Below are 19,650 nucleotides of genomic sequence, written 5' to 3'. Positions count from 1 at the left end.
AGCCCCTCGCGGAAGCCGTTGGGCAGGATCGCGTCCCGGTACGTCCGGGTCTCCCGGACGTCGAACGGCACGTCCATGAAGCGCACGGGGGCACCATCCGGGGCCGGCACCGAGGCCGGGTCGGTCGACGCTCCGGCCGAGGGCGCCGCGGTCGGGGCCTGGCCCGGCACGCCGGACGGGCCCGGCGGCGGCTCGGGCAGCTCGCTCCTGGGCACCGGCGTCTCGACCGGTGCGACGTCCGGCACCACGGCCGGTGCGGTGCCGCAGGGCTTGCCCGCCGTGGACTCGGCGACCGCCGGGTTGGGCGTGTAGGCGGCGGCCATCAACAGCGCGGTCGGCACCGCCGCCATCGCCAGGGCCCGGCCTCTCAGCCGGACCCGTACGGGCGTGCGCGGGGCCGCGTGCCGGCCGGAGCGCTGCGCGGGAACGGACGTACCGTCGGCTTGCTCGGCCGGCCCGGTCACCGCGCCTCCTCCTGGTCCACGGCGCCGGTCTGCTTCGGGAGGACGGCTCCGGCCTCCGGTCGCGGCGGCGCGCCCCGGGCGGGCAGCTCGGCGGCGTCCTCCGGGGCGGTGGCGGCGCTCCGGGCCGCCACCGCCGTGGAGTCCGCGACGGCGGCGGAGTCCGCGACGGCCGCGACCGGGGTGTCCACGGCGCCCCTGGCCCAGCGCCGGCGCGCGCTGTCGGCCGCGGGCGTGCCCGCCGGCTCCGCCGACGGCTCGGGCAGCGGCGCCCAGGAGACCAGCAGCCCGCCGCCGATCAGACCGGGCAGCAGGGCGAGGCCGAACCCGGCCAGGTTGGACATCGGGATCGAGACCAGCGTCAGCAGGATGGTCGCGATGCCCGCGAAGACCCGGACGGCCTGCTGGAACCAGCCGGCGATGCCGAGGGCGATCAGCAGGACGCCGATGAGCAGCGAACCGGCACCCGCCGTGGTCGACATCGCGATCGTCACGCTGCCGAGCGCCAGGTGCGCGTAGGGGAAGTAGAGGATCGGGACGCCGGCGAGCATGGCCAGCAGGCCGCCCCAGAAGGGCCTGGTGCGACGGAACGTGCGGAAGCCCCGCCAGAACGATCCGAACGGATTCTGGCGGCCGGTCCGGGTTTCGACCGTTGCGCTGGACATGGTGCAGCTCCTCGGCATCGCTACGAGGGGAAAACGACTGGCGCCGGACCGGGAACGACGGCATCCGCCGTCCCCGGCCCGCGAAAGACCCGACTGTCGGACGTACCCGCCGGCACGCCCTCAGGCAGGGCTCAGTAGCACTCGTTGCCCGGGCCGTCGCCGCGCTTGAGCGACAGGCTCAGACCGTTGAGCACGAACTTCCCGGCCGAGGTGGCGCGGGCGGTCTGCTCGACGTTGTCCAGCGAGGCCGACTTGGCGGCCTGGGCGAAACCGGTGGCACCGGTCGGCAGGCCCTTGCCGCCGCCCGCGGCGGAGACACCCGGGTGGGGCGTCCAGCCCTGGGTGGCCGTGCCGGGGAGGGTGGAGGCGTCCTGGCCGATGTTGATCTGGTTGAAGGTCGCGTCGGCCTTCAGTTCCTCCATGTCGATCAGCAGGTTGTCGGCGTGCACGGGCTTGCCGTTGCCGCCGGCGTTCAGCTGGAGGGTGATCTTGCCCAGGCCGAACCCGGTCAGGTCGGTGACCACGGACTGGCACATGTTGGTGATGTCGGCGGAGTCGAACGCCGACACGGCGACCGGGTGCGGCGCGCCGTTGGCCTCGATGTCGACGGTGCCGAACTGCGAGAAGTTCGTGCCCTCCAGGTGCGTGGCCTTCACCTTGAACTGCTGGCCGGAAATGCTGAACGAGGCGGCGAGCGCGCTGTTGGCGATGGAGACGCCGACCATCGCGGTGGCCGCGACGCTCGGCACCATCACCAGGGCGAAGCGCTTCCAGCGGGTCTTGCCGTAGGTCCTGGACATGCGAGTCCTCCTTCTAGGACGTACATCTCCGGCTCCCCGGCGGCGCGTCCCGCGCCGGTGGGGGCCTGGGATGGGAGAGAGCTACGTCCTCGGTAGCGGAGAGCGCCTTGGGCGTCGTCGGACGCGGGAACGGCCTGCACACGGCGGGCCTCCCGTCCAAGCACCGGCCGACCTTGCGGGGCGGCGGGCAGGACCGACGACATCGGCGATCACCCCCGAGCGACAACCAGCGACCGCGCAGGGCCGCGCGGCCGGTCGAAGGACAGGAACCGCCGTGGGACCGCGGATACCCCCCTGCCCTCCCTCCCGCCGGCCGGGGCCGACGGATCACCCGGTGGGGATCCCGCGCTCCGCGTGGCCGACCGGGGTCGGGGTGGTGGAGCCCGGGACCGGGCGTGGCCGATCGTGCTTGAATCCCGGGCGAAGCACAAGAGGTTCCTTACTGACGGGTAATGCAACACCGGGTGACGTTGATCATGAAATCCGGGCCGGTTGCACCGTGCGTGACGCCTTGAAGGAAACGTGAGGGCGAAATCCCCCGGAAACAGAAGCGAAACACCCGCGGGTGGTCACACATGGTGACCACCCGCGGGTGAAATCAAGATTTGGTAAACCTCTGTCCGGTTGACCGGATTGTCGCCAAATCACCAGGCGACACCGCAGGTCATCCGCCGTGCCAGCCGATGGGCCCGAGCCGGGTCCGAGCAGGGCCGGAACCGGGCCCCGAACCGGTCCTGACGGCGGCTCAGAACAGCACGCGCGCCAGCGCCGTACGGGCCGCGACGACCCGCGGGTCCTCCGGGCCGATGACCTCGAACAGCTCCAGCAGGCGCAGCCGGGCGGTGTCCCGGTCCTCGCCGGCCGTCCGTCCGACGGTGGCCACCAGGCGCCCGAAGGCGTCCTCGACGTGACCGCCGACCACGTCCAGGTCGGCCGCCCTGAGCTGGGCCTCGACGTCCTTCGGGTCGGCCGCGGCCGCCGCCCGGACGGCCTGGAGGTCCAGACCCTCGATCCGCTGCAGCAGCTCGGCCTGGGCCAGGGCCAGCTTGGCCTCGGTGTTGCCCGGCTGCTCGGCCAGCACGTTCCGGTACGCCCGGATGGCACCGCCGAGGTCACCGGCGTCCAGCGCGTCGTGCGCGGCGGACAGCGCCGGGTCCTCGGGGCGCTGCGGGGCGGCGGCCTCGGCCTCGCCCGGGACGCCCGCGCCCGCACCGCCGACCACGCCGAAGCGCTGCTCGGCGACGAGGATCAGCTGGTCCAGGATCTTGCGGACGTTGGCGGCGCTCTCCGCCCCCTGGAACAGCGGCACCAGCTGGCCGGCCACCACGGCCATCACGGCCGGGATGCCCTGGATGCCGAACTGCTGGGAGATCAACGGGTTGGCGTCCACGTCGATCTTGGCGAGCACGAAGCGGCCGGCGTACTCCTCGGCCAGGCCCTCCAGGACCGGGCTCAGCTGCTTGCAGGGCCCGCACCACTCGGCCCAGAAGTCGATGACGACCGGCACCTCGGTGGAGCGCTGGACGACCTCGGCCTCGAAGGTGTCCTCGGTGACGTCGATGACGAGCTGATAGCCGGGCTGGGCGACGGCAGACCCGTCCGATTCGGCGGTGGCCGCCTGGCGGGCCCGCTCGGCCCTGGCCTGCTCGGCCTTCTGGGCGGCTTCGCCGGCCGCCTTCACTGCGGCGAGGTCGACCGCACCGCGGAGGGCGGAGCTGTTGAGACGCGAATTCCGTGGCTGCATGGCACCATCCTCCCCCGTCCGCGCTGCTCGCGGGCACCAACCTCCGGAAAGTCGCCCCGCGCGGGCCGCGCGGCGCGGGTTCCCGGGCGCGATGCCCCTCCCCCGGTAGCCTGGACCGTTCGGCGCGGATCCCCACCCGCGCCCGCGCCGCCCCGTCCCACGGGATGCGGCGCCTGGTTGTCACTGCTTTCGCTACGAGTCGTAGCGTAACTGGAGCCGGTGCCCCGCCCGCAAGCCCCACCGGCGGTTCGGCGACGTGACCTGCCCCACTTTCCCGGGGTGCCCCGCTGCCCGAACGGGCGAACAGTCGCTACCGTTACCAGCCCCGCCCAAGTTACTTACCAGTAAAGCGCAAGGAGGCCCGGTGCCGGCCGCCCAGCCCCCAGCGAGCCCGGACAGCCCGGAGAGCACGCAGAGCACGGGCCGGGCGTGCCCCGACCCGGTCGGCGCGGCCCCGGAGCCCGCCGGCACCGTCCGCGCCAAGGGCCGCCCGCGCAGCGCCGCCGCCGACCGCGCCATCCTCGACGCCACCCGCGAGACGCTGGCCGAACTCGGCTGGGGCGGACTGACCATGGGCCACGTGGCGAGCCGCGCCGGGGTCGCCAAGACCACCCTCTACCGCCGCTGGCCGTCCAAGAACGAGCTCGTGGTGGACGCCGTCGCCAGCCTCTTCGACGAGCTGGTGATGCCCGACCTCGGCAGCCTGCGGGCCGACATCGAGGCCGTGGTGGCCCAGTTCGCCGACCTGCTGGCCCGCCCGGAGACCCAGGCCGCGCTGCTCGCGCTGTTCGCCGAGGGCACCCGCGACCGGCAACTGCGGCGCCGGATCCGCGAGTCCATCGTGGACCCGCAGAAGCGGCTGGTCCGCCAGGGCCGGGCGGCCGCCCAGGCCCGCGGCGAACTGGAGGCGGACGGCGACGCCGCGGCGGCCGACGAGGAGGTCGACATCATCTTCGACACCATCGCCGGCACCGTCGAACACCGCGTCCTGGTCAGCGGCGAGCCGATCACCCCGGAGTGGACCCGCCGCTTCACCGACCTGCTGCTCGGCCCCTTCCTCACCGGCTGAGGACACCGCCCTCGAAGCCGCCGAGCCCGGCCTCCGGGGCGGCGTCGGACGCGGCGCCGCGCCGTGCAGGGCGGCGTCCAGGGCGTCCGGACACGACGGGGCCGCCGTACGGGATTCCGTACGGCGGCCCCGCCCAGGTCACGGCCTCAGAACGCCGCGTTCTCCCGGTACGTCCCCCACTCCTCGCGCAGCGCGTTGCAGATCTCACCCAGCGTCGCCTCGGCGCGCACCGCGTCCAGCATCGGCGGGATCATCGACGCGCCCGAGCGCGCCGCCGCCAGCATGGCGTCCAGCCCGGCCCGGACGGCCGCCTCGTCCCGGGCCTCCTTGCGCTCCCGCAGCACCCGGACCTGCTCGCGCTCGACCTCGTGGCTGACCCGCAGGATCTCCAGCTCAGGGGTGACGCTGCGCGGGTGGCAGTTGACGCCGACCACGCGCTTGTCGCCCTTCTCCACCGACTGCTGGTACTGGAAGGCCGCCTCGGCGATCTCCCCGGTGAACCAGCCCTCCTCGATGCCGCGCAGGATGCCGGAGGTGATCGGGCCGATCTCGTGGTCCTCGCGGCCCTTGTCCAGGATCCGCTGGAAGATCGCCTCGGCCTGCTGCTCGATCCGGTCGGTCAGCGCCTCGACGTACCAGGAACCGCCCAGCGGGTCGGCGACGTTGGCGACGCCGGTCTCCTCCATCAGCACCTGCTGGGTGCGCAGGGCGATCTCGGCGGCCTGCTCCGAGGGCAGCGCCAGGGTCTCGTCCAGGGCGTTGGTGTGCAGCGAGTTGGTGCCGCCGAGCACCGCGGCCAGCGCCTCGACGGCGGTGCGGACCACGTTGTTGTACGGCTGCTGGGCGGTCAGCGAGACGCCGGCCGTCTGGGTGTGGAAGCGCAGCCACTGCGCCTTGTCGGTCTTGGCGCCGAAGCGGTCGCGCATCCAGCGGGCCCAGATCCGGCGCGCGGCGCGGAACTTGGCGATCTCCTCGAAGAAGTCCAGGTGCGCGTCGAAGAAGAAGGACAGGCCGGGCGCGAAGACGTCCACGTCCAGGCCGCGGGACAGGCCCAGCTCGACGTAGCCGAAGCCGTCCGCGAGGGTGTACGCCAGCTCCTGCGCGGCCGTCGCCCCGGCCTCGCGGATGTGGTAGCCGGAGACCGACAGCGGCTTGTACGCGGGGATGCCCTCGGCGCAGTAGGCCATCAGGTCGCCGATCAGGCGCAGGTGCGGCTCGGGGGCGAAGAGCCACTCCTTCTGCGCGATGTACTCCTTGAAGATGTCCGTCTGCAGGGTGCCGTTGAGCACGGCCGGGTCCACGCCCTGGCGCTCGGCGGCGACCAGGTACATGCAGAAGACCGGCACGGCCGGGCCGCTGATCGTCATCGAGGTGGTGACCTCGCCGAGCGGGATGCCCTTGAACAGCACCTCCATGTCGGCGGCCGAGTCGATGGCCACGCCGCAGTGGCCGACCTCGCCGAGCGACTTGGCGTCGTCCGAGTCGTAGCCCATCAGGGTCGGCATGTCGAAGGCGACCGAGAGGCCGCCGCCGCCCGAGTCCAGGATCATCCGGTAGCGCTCGTTGGTCTGCTGGGCGTTGCCGAAGCCGGCGAACTGGCGGATGGTCCAGTTGCGGCCCCGGTAGCCGGTCGGGTGCAGGCCGCGGGTGTACGGGTACTCGCCCGGCCAGCCGATCCGCTCGAACCCCTCGTAGGCCTGCCCGGCGGGCGGGCCGTAGACCGGCTCGACCTCGTCGCCGGAGAGGGTGGTGAAGTCCGCGTCGCGCTTGCGGGCCTTGTCGTAGCGCTGCTGCCAGCGCTGCCGGCCGCGCTCGATCTCCTCGGCGTCCATGACCCCGAACTCCGCTCCGTACGGCCGCCACGGCGACGGGGCGGCACAGCTAGTAGGACGTCCTAACAATTTACTCGGACGTCCTAGCAGTTGTCGACGGATGCCGCGCGGCACTTGCGGGAATCACCGGCGGACGCCCGGCGATCACCGCCCGGGCCACTCGTCGGGACGCGCCCTCGGCGCGGGTCGGCGGACGCCGGCGCGAACGCCGAGAGCGCCCCTCCCCGTGCGGGGAGGGGCGCTCTCGGAAGGCGCGGACGGCGGGGCTCAGACCCCGGCCGGCTGGCGGGCGCCGCCGCCCGCCGGGAGCTTCTCGGCGGCCTCGCGGGCCACCTTGCGCTCGAAGACGAAGGAGAGGAAGGGGATGCAGCCCGCCGCCAGGGTGAGCACCAGCCGGCCCATCGGCCACTTGAGCTTCTGCCCGAGCATGAAGGTCACCACGAAGTACCCGATGTAGAGGTAGCCGTGCAGCATCGCGACGTAGGTGGTCACGTCCTGGGCGGCGTCGAAGCCGTACTTCGCGACCATGAAGCCGCAGAACACCAGCAGTGCCACACCGGTCGCGATCGCCAGGGCCCGGTACCAGCCCAGCAGGGGGGTCGCCTTCATGATCTTCCTCGCCTCGCTCGGCAGTATCGGCCGGTACGCCCGGATCCGCGCACCGCTCACACGAGGGTAGCCGCCTTCACGCCCTCCCCCTCGCAGCCCCCTCCGCCGTCCGGCGGCCCGGTCGTCCGGAGTTCCGGCCGCTCCGGCTACTCGGCGAAGTCCCCGGCGGCCACCCGCAGCGGCCGGAGCAGGTCGAACACCTGGCGGCACTGGTCGGCGTCGTACTCCTCCAGCCCGAACTCCATCGCCATCAGCTCCCGGGTCGCCTCCTCGACCACCTCGCGGCCGCGCCCGGTGATCGCGGCCAGCACGCCGCGGCCGTCCAGCGGGTTGGGGCGGCGGGCGACCAGACCGGCCCGCTCCAGGCGGTCGACGGTGTTGGTGACGCTGGTCGGGTGGACCATGAGCCGCTCGCCGATCTTGGAGAGCGAGAGCTCGCCGGTGCGGCTGAAGGTCAGCAGCACCAGTGCCTCGTAGCGGGCGAAGGTCAGCCCGTACGGCTTGAGCACCGCGTCCACCCGGGAGAGCAGGATCTGGTGGGCGCGCATGACCGAGGTGATCGCCGCCATCGAGGGGACTGCGCCCCAACGGCGGGTCCACAGCTCGTCGGCGCGGGCGATCGGGTCGAAGTCGAGAGCGAGGGGCTTGGCCACCTCCTTACCGTACCGGCGGAAGGGACGCGTGCTACCAGTCGTCCTGATGGTGGACAAGCGCAACACGTGGCGGGAACCCGCCAATCGGACGGCCAGGTCCATACCAGGACATTGCGTCGGTGTGAACGCGCGGCAACGGGCGCCCGCCGCAACGGGGTTGGCCCCGGAGCGGCCGGCCGCCGCACCAGCAGGCCTCGGTTCGGGCGGTAACCCATTGCACGTTCGGGCGATTCATCCCTTTTGTCCGTCCGTTCACAATTCCTCACCCTGGCGGGACTTGGCCAATCCATGAGCAAGACCTGTCATTTGAATTGCTTGATTGTCATGCTTTCGGCCAACCCCGTTCGGCAGCCACCAACCCCCACCCACCGGTGGCGAAGCCGCTCCGACCGGACGGGACCTGCACGTCAGCGCCCGTTCCGCCCCGCAGGTGCCGATCCCGGCCCCCGGGACGCGGCGCGACCGCGCCTGCTCGCGGTTTCCCGGAAGGACTCGTTCGTGAAGCGAAAGCTCGCCGCAGTCGCCGTACTCTCCGCCACCGCCCTGCTCACCGGTGTCGTCCAGGCGGGCACCGCCGCCATCGCGGACCCCGCCCCGCACTCCCAGGCCGGGCAGCAGCGCGCCGACCTGATCGCCCTGGCCAACGGCCAGGCCGGCAAGGTCGCGCACGCCCTGGCCCTGGGCGGCCAGGAGCAACTGGTGGCCAAGGACGCGGTGGTGGACTCCGACGGCACCCGCCACCTGCGCTACGAGCGCACCTTCGCCGGCCTCCCGGTCCTGGGCGGCGACCTCGTGGTGCACCAGAAGGCCGACGGCGCGACCACCTCGGTGGACAAGGCCACCGGTGCGACCCTCGCCCTGCCGAGCCTCACCCCGCAGATCCCCGCCGACAAGGCCGCCGACCAGGCCACCGGCGCCGTGCAGGCCACCGTGGGCATCGCCGCCGACGAGGACGAGTCCCCGCTGACCGCCGTGCACCAGACCGGCAAGGCCGAGCTGGTCGTGTGGGCCGCCGACGGCAACCCCCGCCTGGCGTACCGCACCACGGTCGAGGGCGAGCGCGCCGACGGCACCCCGAGCCGCCAGCTGCTGGTCACCGACGCGGCGAGCGGCGAGGTGCTCTCCAGCCACGAGCAGGTCCGGACCGCCGCCGGCACCGGCAAGGGCGTCTTCGTCGGCTCCGTCCCGCTGACCACCACCCAGAGCGGTTCGAGCTACCAGCTCAAGGACGCCACCCGCGGCGGCCAGGCCACGTACACGCTGAAGGGCAAGACCTCCGGCTCGGGCACCCTGGTCGCCAACACGACCAACAGCTTCGGCAACGGCCTGTCCTCCAACAGCGAGTCCGCCGCGGTGGACGCCCAGTACGGCGCGGCGGTCACCTGGGACTTCTACAAGAACACCTTCGGCCGCAACGGCATCAAGAACAACGGCGTCGGCGCCACCAGCCGGGTCCACTACGGCTCCAACTACGTGAACGCGTTCTGGGACGACTCCTGCTTCTGCATGACGTACGGCGACGGCAGCGGCAACACCCACCCGCTCACCGAACTCGACGTGGCCGGCCACGAGATGAGCCACGGCGTCACCTCCGCCACCGCCAACCTCAACTACTCGGGTGAGTCCGGCGGCCTCAACGAGGCCACCTCGGACATCTTCGGCACCATGGTCGAGTGGTACGCCAACCTGCCCTCGGACAAGCCGGACTACCTGATCGGCGAGCTGATCAACATCAACGGCGACGGCACCCCGCTGCGCTACATGGACAAGCCGTCCAAGGACGGCGCCTCGGCCGACTACTGGTCCTCCACCGTCGGCAACAAGGACGTCCACTACTCGTCCGGCGTCGCCAACCACTTCTTCTACCTGCTCGCCGAAGGCAGCGGCGCCAAGACCATCAACGGGGTCAGCTACAACAGCCCGACCTCCAACGGTTCGACGCTCGCGGGCATCGGCCGGGACAAGGCCGCGCAGATCTGGTACCGCGCGCTGACCACCTACTTCACCTCCACCACCAACTACGCGGGCGCCCGCACCGGCACCCTCAAGGCCGCCGCCGACCTGTACGGCGCGACCAGCGCCGAGTACAGCGCCGTCGCCGCGACCTGGTCCGCCGTCAACGTCAACTGACGTACCGCACCGGCGCACCGGACGCCCGGGTCCTCCCGCGGGAGGGCCCGGGCGTCCGCCGTTCCGGGTGAACGGCGGACCCGGCTCCGGGTGAACGACCCTCCGCCCCGGCCGGCCGCCCGGGCCGTCCGGCAGCCTGTCAAGGCCGTCCGGCTGGCGGAGTCCCGCCAGGGGGACGAACCGCCGAAACCGGGCAGCGGGCCGCAACCGAACCATCCGTACCGGGATTGGCGGTTCCTGGCCAATCCCGGGAGGCGCCCTGTCCATCCCTGCCAACGATTGTCATGCTTCTGACCAAGTCCCGTCCGACCCTCCGCCGCCCCCACCCGATTCCGGCGGAGCGTCAGGATCCGCACGGGACCGGCACGTCCGCGCCCTACCGCCCCCAAGGCGCCAACCCCGGCGCCCCGGTACGCGGCGCACCCGCACGCACCCGCGGGTCTCGTGGAAGGAACCCCCGCACGTGAAGCGAAAGCTGACTGTCGGAGCCGTACTCTCCGCCACCGCCCTGCTGGCCGGCGTCGTCCAGATCGCCGCCGCCCCCGCCCAGGCCGCCGCCCCCTCGCCGGCGCAGCAGCAGTCCGCGCTGCTCGCGCTGGCCTCCGGGCAGAGCGCCCCGGTCGCCCAGGCCCTCGCCCTCGGTGGTCAGGAGAAGCTGGTCCCCAAGGACGTGGTGGTGGACAAGGACGGCACCCGCCACCTGCGGTACGACCGGACCTACGCGGGCCTGCCGGTGATCGGCGGCGACCTGGTCGTCCACCAGAAGGCCGACGGCTCGGTGAAGTCCGTCGACCGGGCCTTCGCCGGGCAGCTGTCGGTGCCCAGTCTGGCCCCGGGCCTCGCCGCGCCCCAGGCCGCCGAGCGGGCCACCGCCGCGGTCCGGGCGACGGTCGGCGCCACGGCCGACGCGGACGAGGCGGCGCTCAGCCGGGTCGACGGCGCCGGCGCTCCCGAGCTGGTCGTCTGGGCCGCCGACGGCACCCCGCGCCTGGCCCACCGCACGGTGGTCACGGGCGAGCGCGCCGACGGCACCCCGAGCCGCCAGGAGGTGATCACCGACGCCGCCACCGGCCAGGTGCTCTCCACCGACGAGAAGGTGCAGACCGCCACCGGCACCGGCAAGGGCGTCAACGTCGGCTCGGTCTCGCTGACCACCACCCAGAGCGGTTCGAGCTACCAGCTCAAGGACGCCTCCCGGGGCAACCAGTCCACCACCGACCTGAAGGGCGGCACCTCGGGCAGCGGGACGCTCTTCGCCAACACCACCAACAGCTTCGGCAACGGCCTGCCCTCCAACCGCGAGTCCGCGGCCGTGGACGCCCAGTACGGCGCGGCGGCCACCTGGGACTACTACAAGAACACCTTCGGCCGCAGCGGCATCAAGAACAACGGCGTCGGCGCCGCGAGCCGGGTGCACTACAGCACCAACTACGTCAACGCGTTCTGGGACGACTCCTGCTTCTGCATGACGTACGGCGACGGCTCCGGCAACACCCACCCGCTGACCGCCATCGACGTCTCCGGCCACGAGATGAGCCACGGCGTCACCTCCGCCACCGCCGGCCTGATCTACTCGGGCGAGTCCGGCGGCCTCAACGAGGCCACCTCGGACATCTTCGGCACCATGGTCGAGTGGTCCGCGAACCTCGCGGCCGACCCGGGCGACTACCTGATCGGCGAGAAGCTCAACATCAACGGCAACGGCACCCCGCTGCGCTACATGGACAAGCCGTCCAAGGACGGCGCCTCGGCCGACTACTGGTCCTCCACCGTCGGCAACAAGGACGTCCACTACTCCTCGGGCGTCGCCAACCACTTCTTCTACCTGCTGTCCGAGGGCAGCGGCGCGAAGGTCGTCAACGGGGTCAGCTACAACAGCCCGACCTCCAACGGTTCGACGGTCACCGGCATCGGCCGGGACAAGGCGGCCGCGATCTGGTACCGCGCGCTGACCGTCTACATGACCTCCACCACCAACTACAAGGCCGCCCGCACCGCGACCCTGAAGGCCGCCACCGACCTGTACGGCGCGACCAGCACCGAGTACAAGGCGGTCGCCGCGGCCTGGAGCGGGGTGAACGTCAACTAGCCGCCCACGGCACCGACCGCCGGTAGCACCGGCCCGAGCCACCCCCGGTAAGAAACGGCGACAGGCTGCCGCGGCCCTTTGGGAGAGGAGGCCGTGGCAGCCTGTCGACCGTCCACGAGGGAGTCGGGTGCTCAGGCGGTGGCGGGCTTCAGCTCGCCCCGCTCCTCCTTGGCCAGCATCCGCTCGGCGAAGAAGCCGCCGGTGGGCAGCACCGCGAGCACGAACATCAGGACGCCGCGCTTGGCGTCCCACTTCTGCGCCTGCCAGGCCTGGATCCAGAAGACCACGTACAGGATGAACAGGACGCCGTGGACCATGCCCATCACCGGGACGGCGTCGAACGAGGTGGTCCGCTTCAGCACCGAGCAGATCAGCAGCAGGATGAAGGAGACCCCTTCGGGGCCGGAGACCAGGCGCAGGCGGTGGACGGCGCTGCTGTTCACGATGGATACCTCGATACGGGGGTCGGCGGCGCGGACGCACTGGTGAACGGATCGCACTTGTGAAGCGACTCACAAGCTTCCGGCCCATTATCACCGAGCCCACACGCGCACCCTCGGCCGGGGGCGGCCACCGTGCCCGATCTCACAGCGCCCGGCTCCCCCGCCACCCGGCCGCCTGTCACAGCTCTGTTCCGGAACGCCACCGAGCGCGACCCTCCGTCACCGGGAACCCCTATCCTGCTGCCCGCGCGCCCGACGATCCGGGCGCCGACGCATCGCACACGGGGGTAGCCACAGCATGTTCACACGCGACTGGGACCGCAGGACCTGCGCCAAGCGCGGCCACGTCACCTACGCGCCGACGGAGCCCGCACTCGCCTCCCGGCTGCACGCCTCGACGGCCCTCGGCGACGCCTGGCGCTGCCTGCGCTGCGGCGACTTCGCCCTGGGCGACCCGCACGGCTCCGGCCCCGCCGAGGAGGCTCCGCTGGTGCCCCGCGGCAAGGCGCTGCGGGACCTGTTCATCCTGCGCTTCCTGGCCGTCGAGCGGGTGCTGCGCGGACTGCTGATCCTCGTGGTCGCCTGGGCCGTGTGGAAGTTCTCCAACAGCCAGGACGCGGTGCACCGGGTGTTCGACGAGAACCTCACGGTGTTCCGGCCGGTGACCGACCACTTCCACTGGGACCTCGAACACGCCCCGATCGTCGAGACGATCCGCAAGACCTTCGACTTCAGGAAGAGCACCCTGCTGATCGTCGCGGGCGCGCTGATCGCCTACGCGGTGGTCGAGATCGTCGAGGCCGTCGGCCTGTGGCTGAACAAGCGCTGGGCCGAGTACCTGACCGTGGTCGCCACCGCGGCCTTCCTGCCGCTGGAGGGCTACGAGCTGAGCCACCACGTCAGCGCGCTGAAGGTCTGCACCCTGCTGCTGAACATCGCGGCGGTGCTCTGGATCATGCTCTCCAAGCGCCTGTTCGGGCTGCGCGGCGGTGTGGTGGCCTTCGAGGCGGAGCGCCACTCGGCCTCGCTGCTGGAGGTCGAACAGGCGGCCGGCACCGTTCCGCACCCCGGACAGGGGGCGCACGCCCGGACCTGACCGGCGCGTTTGTCGCAGCCTGGTACCAGTTGGTCCGCGCACTCTCCCCGTGCCCCGGCCGCACCGGCTAGATTGCGGCCGTGGCACAGTTCAGACTCCAGGGATCACGGGTGCTCGCCGTCGAGTTGGGCGGGGACGCCGTCAAGGCGCGACACGGTTCGATGGTCGCCTACACCGGGCAGATGGCCTTCAAGAAGCTGACCGGCGGCGGGGACGGCCTGCGCGGCATGGTCACCCGCCGGCTGACCGGCGAGAAGATGACAGTCATGGAGGTCAAGGGCCAGGGCACCTGCTACTTCGCCGACAAGGCCACCGAGATCAACCTGGTGCGGCTGAACGGCGAGACGCTGTACGTCGAGTCGGACAACCTGCTCTGCACCGAGTCCACCCTGCACACCGGCACCAGCTTCACCGGGCTGAACGGCATGTCCTCCGGCAACGGCCTGTTCACCACCAAGGTGGAGGGGCACGGCTGGGCGGCCCTCACCTCCAACGGCCCGGCCGTCATCCTGCGGGTCGACAAGAGCATGCCGCTGCGGGTGGACCCGGGCGCCTACGTGGCGCACACCGGCACCCTGCAGCGCAGCCTGAAGTCGGGCGCGGGCTGGACCACGATCATCGGCGAGGGCGGCGGCGAGGCCGTCCAGATCGAGTTCTCCGGCGAGGGCCTGGTGTACGTCCAGCCCTCCGAGAAGGTCACCATCGGGGGCGACGTCTGATGGGCTTCACGAAGATCAACGGCAAGATGGTCGAGGCCCAGGTACTGCCCGGCCAGCGGCTGTTCAGCCAGCGCGGCGCGATGCTCGCGTACAGCGGCGAGGTCCGCTTCACCCCGAACATCACCGGCGGGCAGGGCGGTGTGATGTCGATGATCGGCCGCCGGGTGGCCAACGAGGACACCCCGCTGATGACCGTCGAGGGCCAGGGCCGGGTGATGTTCGGCCACGGCGGCCACCACGTCCACGTGATCGACCTGTTCGGCGACACCCTGTACGTCGAGGCGGACCGGCTGCTCGCCTTCGAGGGCACCCTGCGGCAGTCCACCATGTTCATGGGCTCGCAGGGCGGGGTGATGGGCATGGTCCGCGGCCAGGTCACCGGACAGGGCCTGTTCACCACCAAGCTGGAGGGCCAGGGCTCGGTCGCGGTGATGGCCCACGGCGGCGTCTTCGAACTGCCGATCGTCCCCGGCCAGTCGGTGCACGTCGACCCGCAGGCCTACGTGGCGCACCGCGGCGACGTGCGCAACAAGCTGTCCACGGCGCTGGGTTGGCGCGACATGATCGGCCGCGGCTCGGGCGAGGCGTTCCAGCTGGAACTGTCCGGGCAGGGCGCGGTGTACGTCCAGGCGAGCGAGGAGAAGCTCTGATGTCCTACCCGCCGCAGCCCCCGTACGGCTCGCCGCACAACCAGCCGACCCAGCCCGGCTTCGCCGTCCCGCCGACCCCGCCGAACCACGGCCCGCAGCAGGGGTACCCGCCGCCCCCGCCCGGCGGCTACCCGCCACCGCCGCCCGGCCACCAGCCCCCGCCGCCGCCCCAGCAGCCGTACGGGCAACAGTACGGACAGCAGCACGGGCAGCAGCACGCCCAGCCGTACGGGCAGCAACAGCCCTACGCCCAGGAGCAGTTCGGCGGGCCGGTGGCCCCGCTGCCGAGCAGCCACGGCGGTGCCGGGCCGGTGGTGTGGGACGTCCACAGCCTGCCGGCCGGCGACAACGTCAACCCGTACGCCTTCTCGGTCGAGCTGAACGGCTCCTACTTCCTCCAGAAGGGCAAGATGGTCGCCTACTACGGCGACATCTCCTTCAAGGGCGTCGGCGCCGGGGCGATCGACCGGATGCTCGGGCAGCACTTCAACTCGCCGATGCACGCGGCGGACTGGGTGGTCGCCGAGGGCCGCGGCAAGCTGCTGCTGGCGGACCGGGCGTTCGACCTCAACTCGTACGACCTGGAGGACGGCAACCTGACCGTCCGCTCCGGCAACCTGCTGGCCTTCGACCCCACGCTGCGACTGAAGCAGTCGATCATCCCGGGCTTCCTGACCCTGATCGGCACCGGCCGGTTCGTCGCCGCCTCCAACGGGCCGGTGCACTTCGTCGAGCCGCCGATCCGGGTGGACCCGCAGGCGCTGGTCGGCTGGGCGGACTGCCCCGCGCCGTGCCACCACTACGACCACGACTACATGCACGGGCTGATCGGCGGCCTGCGCCGACTGACCGGCATCGGCGGGGCCTCCGGCGAGGAGCACCAGTTCGAGTTCATCGGCGCCGGCCAGGTGCTGCTGCAATCGAGTGAGAAGCTGATGGCGGAGCGGTCGGTCGGCGAGGTCGGGGCAGAGGCGGGAGTGCCGGTCGGCGGGGTTCCGAACCAGCCGGCCGCGCACGGCGGCGGGAACCCCAACGTGCCGGGCCTCGGTAACCTGGGCGACCTCGGCCGACGTTTCGGCCTGTAAACTTGTACAAGATTGAACTAAATCGGCTATGCTAGAGGGCATGGATACGCACACGCTCGACACTGCGGACACCCCTCCGTCGCAGCCCGAGGAGGAGACTCCCTGGCTGACCGCCAGGGAGCAGCGGATGTGGCGCGCCCATCTGGAGGTCGCCAAGCTGCTGGAGTACCAGCTCAGCCGCGAACTCCAGCCGCACAACCTGGCGATCAACGACTACGAGATCCTGGTCGTGCTCTCCGAGGCCCCCGACCGCCGGATGCGGATGACCGACCTCGCCGCCGCCACCCTCCAGTCGAAGAGCCGCCTCTCCCACCAGATCACCCGGATGGAGAACGCCGGCCTCGTCCTGCGCCAGGAGTGCCCCGGCGACCGCCGCGGCCTCTACGCCCACCTCACCGAACACGGCTGGGAGACCATGCAGCGGGTCGCCCCCGACCACGTGCGCAGCGTCCGGGCCCACTTCATCGACCGCTTCACCCCGGAGCAGCTCGACGAGATGTTCCAGGCCCTCGCCCCCATCGCCGAGCACCTCCGCGGCCTCCGCGGCAAGCCGTAGGCCCCGCCGCACCCCGGGCCACCTACTCCCCCGCCCCGCCGCGACCCCGTTCGCGACGGGGCGGACCGCATGCGGCTGAACAACCCGACCCGGGCGTCCACCCAACCGCTCCCAGGCCCGCCGGGAGTGCCTTGATCATTTCCGCGCGAAAGCGGGCTATCGACAGCAAGTCCCCGTCCGTAGCTCTCCGTACAGACACACCGCTTCGTCCTTCGATCGGGTGGGCCTCACGATGTGCCTCTGGACACCGAGGGCGCGTCCGCTTCAACCATCAGGTCCACACCGATCAACGCGAACGGCAACTCGCGCCGACGGACACCGCTACCGTGTGCCCATGACCGTTGCCCTCTCGCCTGTCCGCGTCCGCTTCGCTCCGAGTCCTACCGGCATGTTCCACGTCGGTGGCGCGCGCTCGGCGCTGTACAACTGGGCGACGGCACGACAGCGTGGCGGTACGTTCGTCCTGCGGATCGAGGACACCGACGCGGCCCGCAACCGTGAGGAGTGGACCGACGGGATCATCAGCGCGCTCGCGTCCATCGGCATCTCGAAGGCGGACCCGGCGTTCGAGGGCCCCTACTTCCAGTCGGAGAACGAGACCCGGCACCGCGAGGCCGCCGCCGAGCTGTACGCGGCCGGCCGGGCGTACTACTGCGACTGCACGCGCGAGCAGGTGGCCGAGCGCACCGGCTCGCAGCAGCTCGGCTACGACGGGTTCTGCCGCGAACGCGGCCTGGGCTTCGAGGCCGGCCGTGCGCTGCGGTTCCGCACCCCGGACGAGGGGGTCACCGTGGTGGTCGACCTGATCCGCGGCAACCCCGAGTTCCCCAACGCGGCCATCGAGGACTTCGTGATCGCGAGGGGCGACGGCAGCCCGGTCTTCCTGCTGGCCAACGTGGTCGACGACCTCGACGAGGGGATCACCCAGGTGATCCGCGGCGAGGAACACCTTTCGAACACCCCCAAGCAGCAGTTGCTGTGGCACGCCCTGGGCGCCGAACCGCCGGTCTGGGCGCACCTGCCGGTCATCGTGAACGAGAAACGACAGAAGCTCTCCAAGCGGCGTGACAAGGTGGCGCTGGAGGACTACCTGGCCGAGGGCTACCTACCCGAGGCGACGGTCAACTACCTGATGCTGCTGGGCTGGGGACCGAAGGACGACGTGGAGATCCGCCCGTACGCCGAGCTGGAAGAGCTGTTCCGGGTCGAGGATGTGAACGGCTCCTCGGCGTTCTTCGACGTGAAGAAGCTCGCCTCGTTCAACGGGGAGTACCTGCGGGCGCTGCCGGTGGACGAGTTCGTGGCGGCGTGCGGACCATGGTTGTCCGCGCCTCGCGCTCCGTGGCCGGCGGAGGCATTCGACCCGGCGCAGTTCGCCGCCGTGGCCGAGCTGGCGCAGACGCGGATCTCGGTGCTGTCGGAGATCACCGCGTACGTCGATTTCCTGTTCCTGGACGAGCCGGTGCGCGACGAGGCGTCTTGGGCGAAGGCGATGAAGGAGGGATCGGCGGATCTCCTTCGGGAGGCGCGGCGCCGCTTGGCCGAGGCTCAGTGGGACGCGGCCTCGCTCAAGTCGGTGATGGAAGAGACGGCGGCCGTCTTCAGTTTGAAGCTGGGCAAGGCCCAGGCCCCGGTGCGGGTGGCGGTGACCGGGCGGACGGTAGGCCTGCCGCTGTTCGAGTCGCTGGAGGTACTCGGCCGCGAGCGGGTCCTGGTGCGTCTGGACAAGGCGCTGGCCGAGCTGGTCTGAGTACCGAAGGCCCGCACGCCCTGGTGGGTGTGCGGGCCCCGCTCGGTCTCTGGTCGCTCAGCGCAGGTCGACGAGGCGGTGCTCGGTTCCCTCCGGTTCGGTGGGCATGGACCACGGCGGGCAGACCGGGATGGTGGTGCGGTCGCAGTCGTTGCTGGTCAGGGTCCTCTGCAGGTGGTCGTAGGCCGCACAGCCGCCTCCGCAGGTGGAACTCTGTGAGCAGGTCCGGCAGTTGGCGGAGATGGTGCTCACGAGGGTGAGTTCGCTGATCCCGTCCTGGAGGCGGGGGTGAATCGCTCCGTTGCGGAACTCGCCGTAGTGAAGGTCGGTGTCGAAGAACACCGAGCAGATGTACACCCTGCCGTCGGGGGAGATCGCAAGGCGTTCGGGGTTGCGCGCGGTGCAGCCGCCGTAGCCGGCGGCCCGCAGGGCGGGAAGCTGGTCGGCGGTGGCGAAAGCCGGCGGGTAGAAGACACGCACGCGACGTCCGGTGGCGGCTTCGCGGATCCGGGCGCACAGCTGCACCCATTCGGCCGGCGGGATCTGGAAGTGGGGCTTGTCCAGGCCCAGGCCGGTGGGGGTGAAGTAGTGGAAGGAGAGCATCTCCAGGCGGATGGAGTCGGCGAGGTCGATGGCGTCGAACACGTCGGCCCTGGTGGCGGTGGTGACGGTGAAGATGGCGCGGGTCTGGAAGCCGTCAGCGACGGCGCGTTTCATGCTCGTGAGCAGGGGGCGCCAGGTCTTCTCGCCGCGCATCTGCTCGTGCGTCTCCTGGTGGGCGCACCACATCTCGACACCGCCGACAGCGCAACCCGCGTGCCGCTGTTCCGGATCGCGCGCGGCTGCCACCGGGCTGTGAGGGGTTGGCTATGCCGTTGCCGCTTCGGCCATGCCGAAGCGGCAACGGGCGGTGCCTCTGCTCTGGTTTCGGCGGCCCCGGCCAACCCTGGCCGGGGCCGCCGTCGCTTTTGCGTTTCCAGGGAGGGGTGGGTGGGCGGGCGCCTGGAGGTTTAGGTGGGCCCGCGTGCTTGCATGCGGGCCCACCTTTTTAAATCATTCTTTCTTCCTTGCCACTCCCCCCAGGCCCGCCCCTTAGCTTTTTCTTCGGGCGGCCCGGCCGTCCCCGGCCGGGCCGCCCGCACGTCGCTTGTGGGCAGGGTGGGCGGATGGGTTGGCGGCTGACTTGAGGTGGGGGGGGGGCGTGGTTAGAATAAATTTACCACCCCCCCCCCACCCACAAAAAGAAAAAAAAAAAAAACCGGTGGTTGTTTTGCACGTTTAACCAAAGGGGCCGGAGGA

At 71.4% G+C, this 19,650-nt stretch carries 17 protein-coding genes and 1 pseudogene; 9 read left to right on the top strand and 9 right to left on the bottom strand.

What is annotated here, in order from left to right:
- The 4 genes and pseudogenes from AB0E96_RS23360 to AB0E96_RS23345 form a co-directional block, all read right to left on the bottom strand.
- Positions 1-464, bottom strand: a pseudogene (locus tag AB0E96_RS23360) (hypothetical protein); the annotation flags it as partial.
- Positions 461-1,126: a DUF6114 domain-containing protein gene (locus AB0E96_RS23355; RefSeq protein WP_359826869.1), complete on the bottom strand. Its 666-nt coding sequence runs from the start codon at positions 1,124-1,126 to the stop codon at positions 461-463. The gene AB0E96_RS23355 and the pseudogene AB0E96_RS23360, both read right to left, overlap by 4 nt.
- 131 nt (positions 1,127-1,257) lie before the next feature.
- Positions 1,258-1,926: a DUF6230 family protein gene (locus AB0E96_RS23350; RefSeq protein WP_359826866.1), complete on the bottom strand. Its 669-nt coding sequence runs from the start codon at positions 1,924-1,926 to the stop codon at positions 1,258-1,260.
- 745 nt (positions 1,927-2,671) lie between these two features.
- Positions 2,672-3,670: a tetratricopeptide repeat protein gene (locus tag AB0E96_RS23345; protein WP_359826864.1), complete on the bottom strand. Its 999-nt coding sequence runs from the start codon at positions 3,668-3,670 to the stop codon at positions 2,672-2,674.
- Between the two features lie 517 nt (positions 3,671-4,187).
- Between AB0E96_RS23345 and AB0E96_RS23340 the strand changes: the two genes are divergently transcribed.
- The gene (locus AB0E96_RS23340; RefSeq protein WP_359826878.1) at positions 4,188-4,739 is read left to right on the top strand and encodes a TetR/AcrR family transcriptional regulator; all 552 of its coding nucleotides are present in this window, start codon (positions 4,188-4,190) and stop codon (positions 4,737-4,739) included.
- A 146-nt stretch (positions 4,740-4,885) separates the two neighbouring features.
- Here the strand turns inward: AB0E96_RS23340 and AB0E96_RS23335 are convergent, their stop codons facing one another.
- From AB0E96_RS23335 to AB0E96_RS23325, 3 genes are all read right to left on the bottom strand, one after another.
- Positions 4,886-6,571 carry a methylmalonyl-CoA mutase family protein gene (locus AB0E96_RS23335; protein ID WP_359826861.1) on the bottom strand — a complete coding sequence of 562 codons (1,686 nt, stop codon included), beginning with the start codon at positions 6,569-6,571 and terminating at the stop codon, positions 4,886-4,888.
- Between the two features lie 267 nt (positions 6,572-6,838).
- Positions 6,839-7,180, bottom strand: coding sequence for a DUF3817 domain-containing protein (locus tag AB0E96_RS23330; protein ID WP_359826859.1), 342 nt, complete (start codon positions 7,178-7,180; stop codon positions 6,839-6,841).
- A gap of 146 nt (positions 7,181-7,326) precedes the next feature.
- Positions 7,327-7,833, bottom strand: coding sequence for a MarR family transcriptional regulator (locus AB0E96_RS23325; protein WP_359826856.1), 507 nt, complete (start codon positions 7,831-7,833; stop codon positions 7,327-7,329).
- 498 nt (positions 7,834-8,331) lie between these two features.
- On the opposite strand from AB0E96_RS23325, the gene AB0E96_RS23320 reads away from it, so the two are divergent.
- Together AB0E96_RS23320 and AB0E96_RS23315 are read left to right on the top strand one after the other, a co-directional pair.
- Complete coding sequence (locus tag AB0E96_RS23320; RefSeq protein ID WP_359826854.1) at positions 8,332-9,963, top strand: M4 family metallopeptidase; 1,632 nt, start codon at positions 8,332-8,334, stop codon at positions 9,961-9,963.
- Positions 9,964-10,426: 463 nt separating this feature from the next.
- Entirely contained in the window at positions 10,427-12,052 is a 1,626-nt protein-coding gene (locus AB0E96_RS23315) for a M4 family metallopeptidase (RefSeq protein WP_359826851.1), read from the top strand.
- Between the two features lie 131 nt (positions 12,053-12,183).
- Here the strand turns inward: AB0E96_RS23315 and AB0E96_RS23310 are convergent, their stop codons facing one another.
- On the bottom strand, positions 12,184-12,498 hold the full coding sequence (locus tag AB0E96_RS23310; protein WP_181970834.1) for a DUF3817 domain-containing protein: 315 nt from the start codon (positions 12,496-12,498) through the stop codon (positions 12,184-12,186).
- Between the two features lie 295 nt (positions 12,499-12,793).
- Between AB0E96_RS23310 and AB0E96_RS23305 the strand changes: the two genes are divergently transcribed.
- The 6 genes from AB0E96_RS23305 (at position 12,794) to gltX (ending at position 18,351) form a co-directional block, all read left to right on the top strand.
- On the top strand, positions 12,794-13,591 hold the full coding sequence (locus AB0E96_RS23305; protein ID WP_359826848.1) for a DUF2127 domain-containing protein: 798 nt from the start codon (positions 12,794-12,796) through the stop codon (positions 13,589-13,591).
- Between the two features lie 80 nt (positions 13,592-13,671).
- Positions 13,672-14,310: an AIM24 family protein gene (locus tag AB0E96_RS23300; protein WP_359826845.1), complete on the top strand. Its 639-nt coding sequence runs from the start codon at positions 13,672-13,674 to the stop codon at positions 14,308-14,310.
- Positions 14,310-14,960 (top strand): AIM24 family protein, encoded by a 651-nt coding sequence (locus AB0E96_RS23295; protein WP_188295818.1) that lies wholly within the window; start codon positions 14,310-14,312, stop codon positions 14,958-14,960. The genes AB0E96_RS23300 and AB0E96_RS23295 overlap by 1 nt, the downstream gene beginning before the upstream one ends.
- Before the next feature lie 281 nt (positions 14,961-15,241).
- Positions 15,242-16,045: an AIM24 family protein gene (locus tag AB0E96_RS23290; RefSeq protein ID WP_359826875.1), complete on the top strand. Its 804-nt coding sequence runs from the start codon at positions 15,242-15,244 to the stop codon at positions 16,043-16,045.
- A 40-nt stretch (positions 16,046-16,085) separates the two neighbouring features.
- Positions 16,086-16,601, top strand: a complete 516-nt coding sequence (locus AB0E96_RS23285; RefSeq protein ID WP_359826842.1) for a MarR family transcriptional regulator — start codon at positions 16,086-16,088, stop codon at positions 16,599-16,601.
- 388 nt (positions 16,602-16,989) lie between these two features.
- Positions 16,990-18,351 carry a glutamate--tRNA ligase gene (gene gltX / locus AB0E96_RS23280; protein ID WP_359826872.1) on the top strand — a complete coding sequence of 454 codons (1,362 nt, stop codon included), beginning with the start codon at positions 16,990-16,992 and terminating at the stop codon, positions 18,349-18,351.
- Between the two features lie 57 nt (positions 18,352-18,408).
- Here gltX and AB0E96_RS23275 read toward each other — a convergent pair whose 3' ends face one another.
- Entirely contained in the window at positions 18,409-19,140 is a 732-nt protein-coding gene (locus AB0E96_RS23275; protein ID WP_359826839.1) for an SPASM domain-containing protein, read from the bottom strand.
- Positions 19,141-19,650: the final 510 nt, after the last annotated feature.

Origin of the sequence: Kitasatospora sp. NPDC036755 (assembly GCF_040636595.1) — a bacterium.
Lineage (GTDB): Bacteria > Actinomycetota > Actinomycetes > Streptomycetales > Streptomycetaceae > Kitasatospora.
The sequence above is the reverse complement of the archived record's forward strand: the minus strand, read 5'-3'. Positions and strand labels throughout refer to the sequence as shown.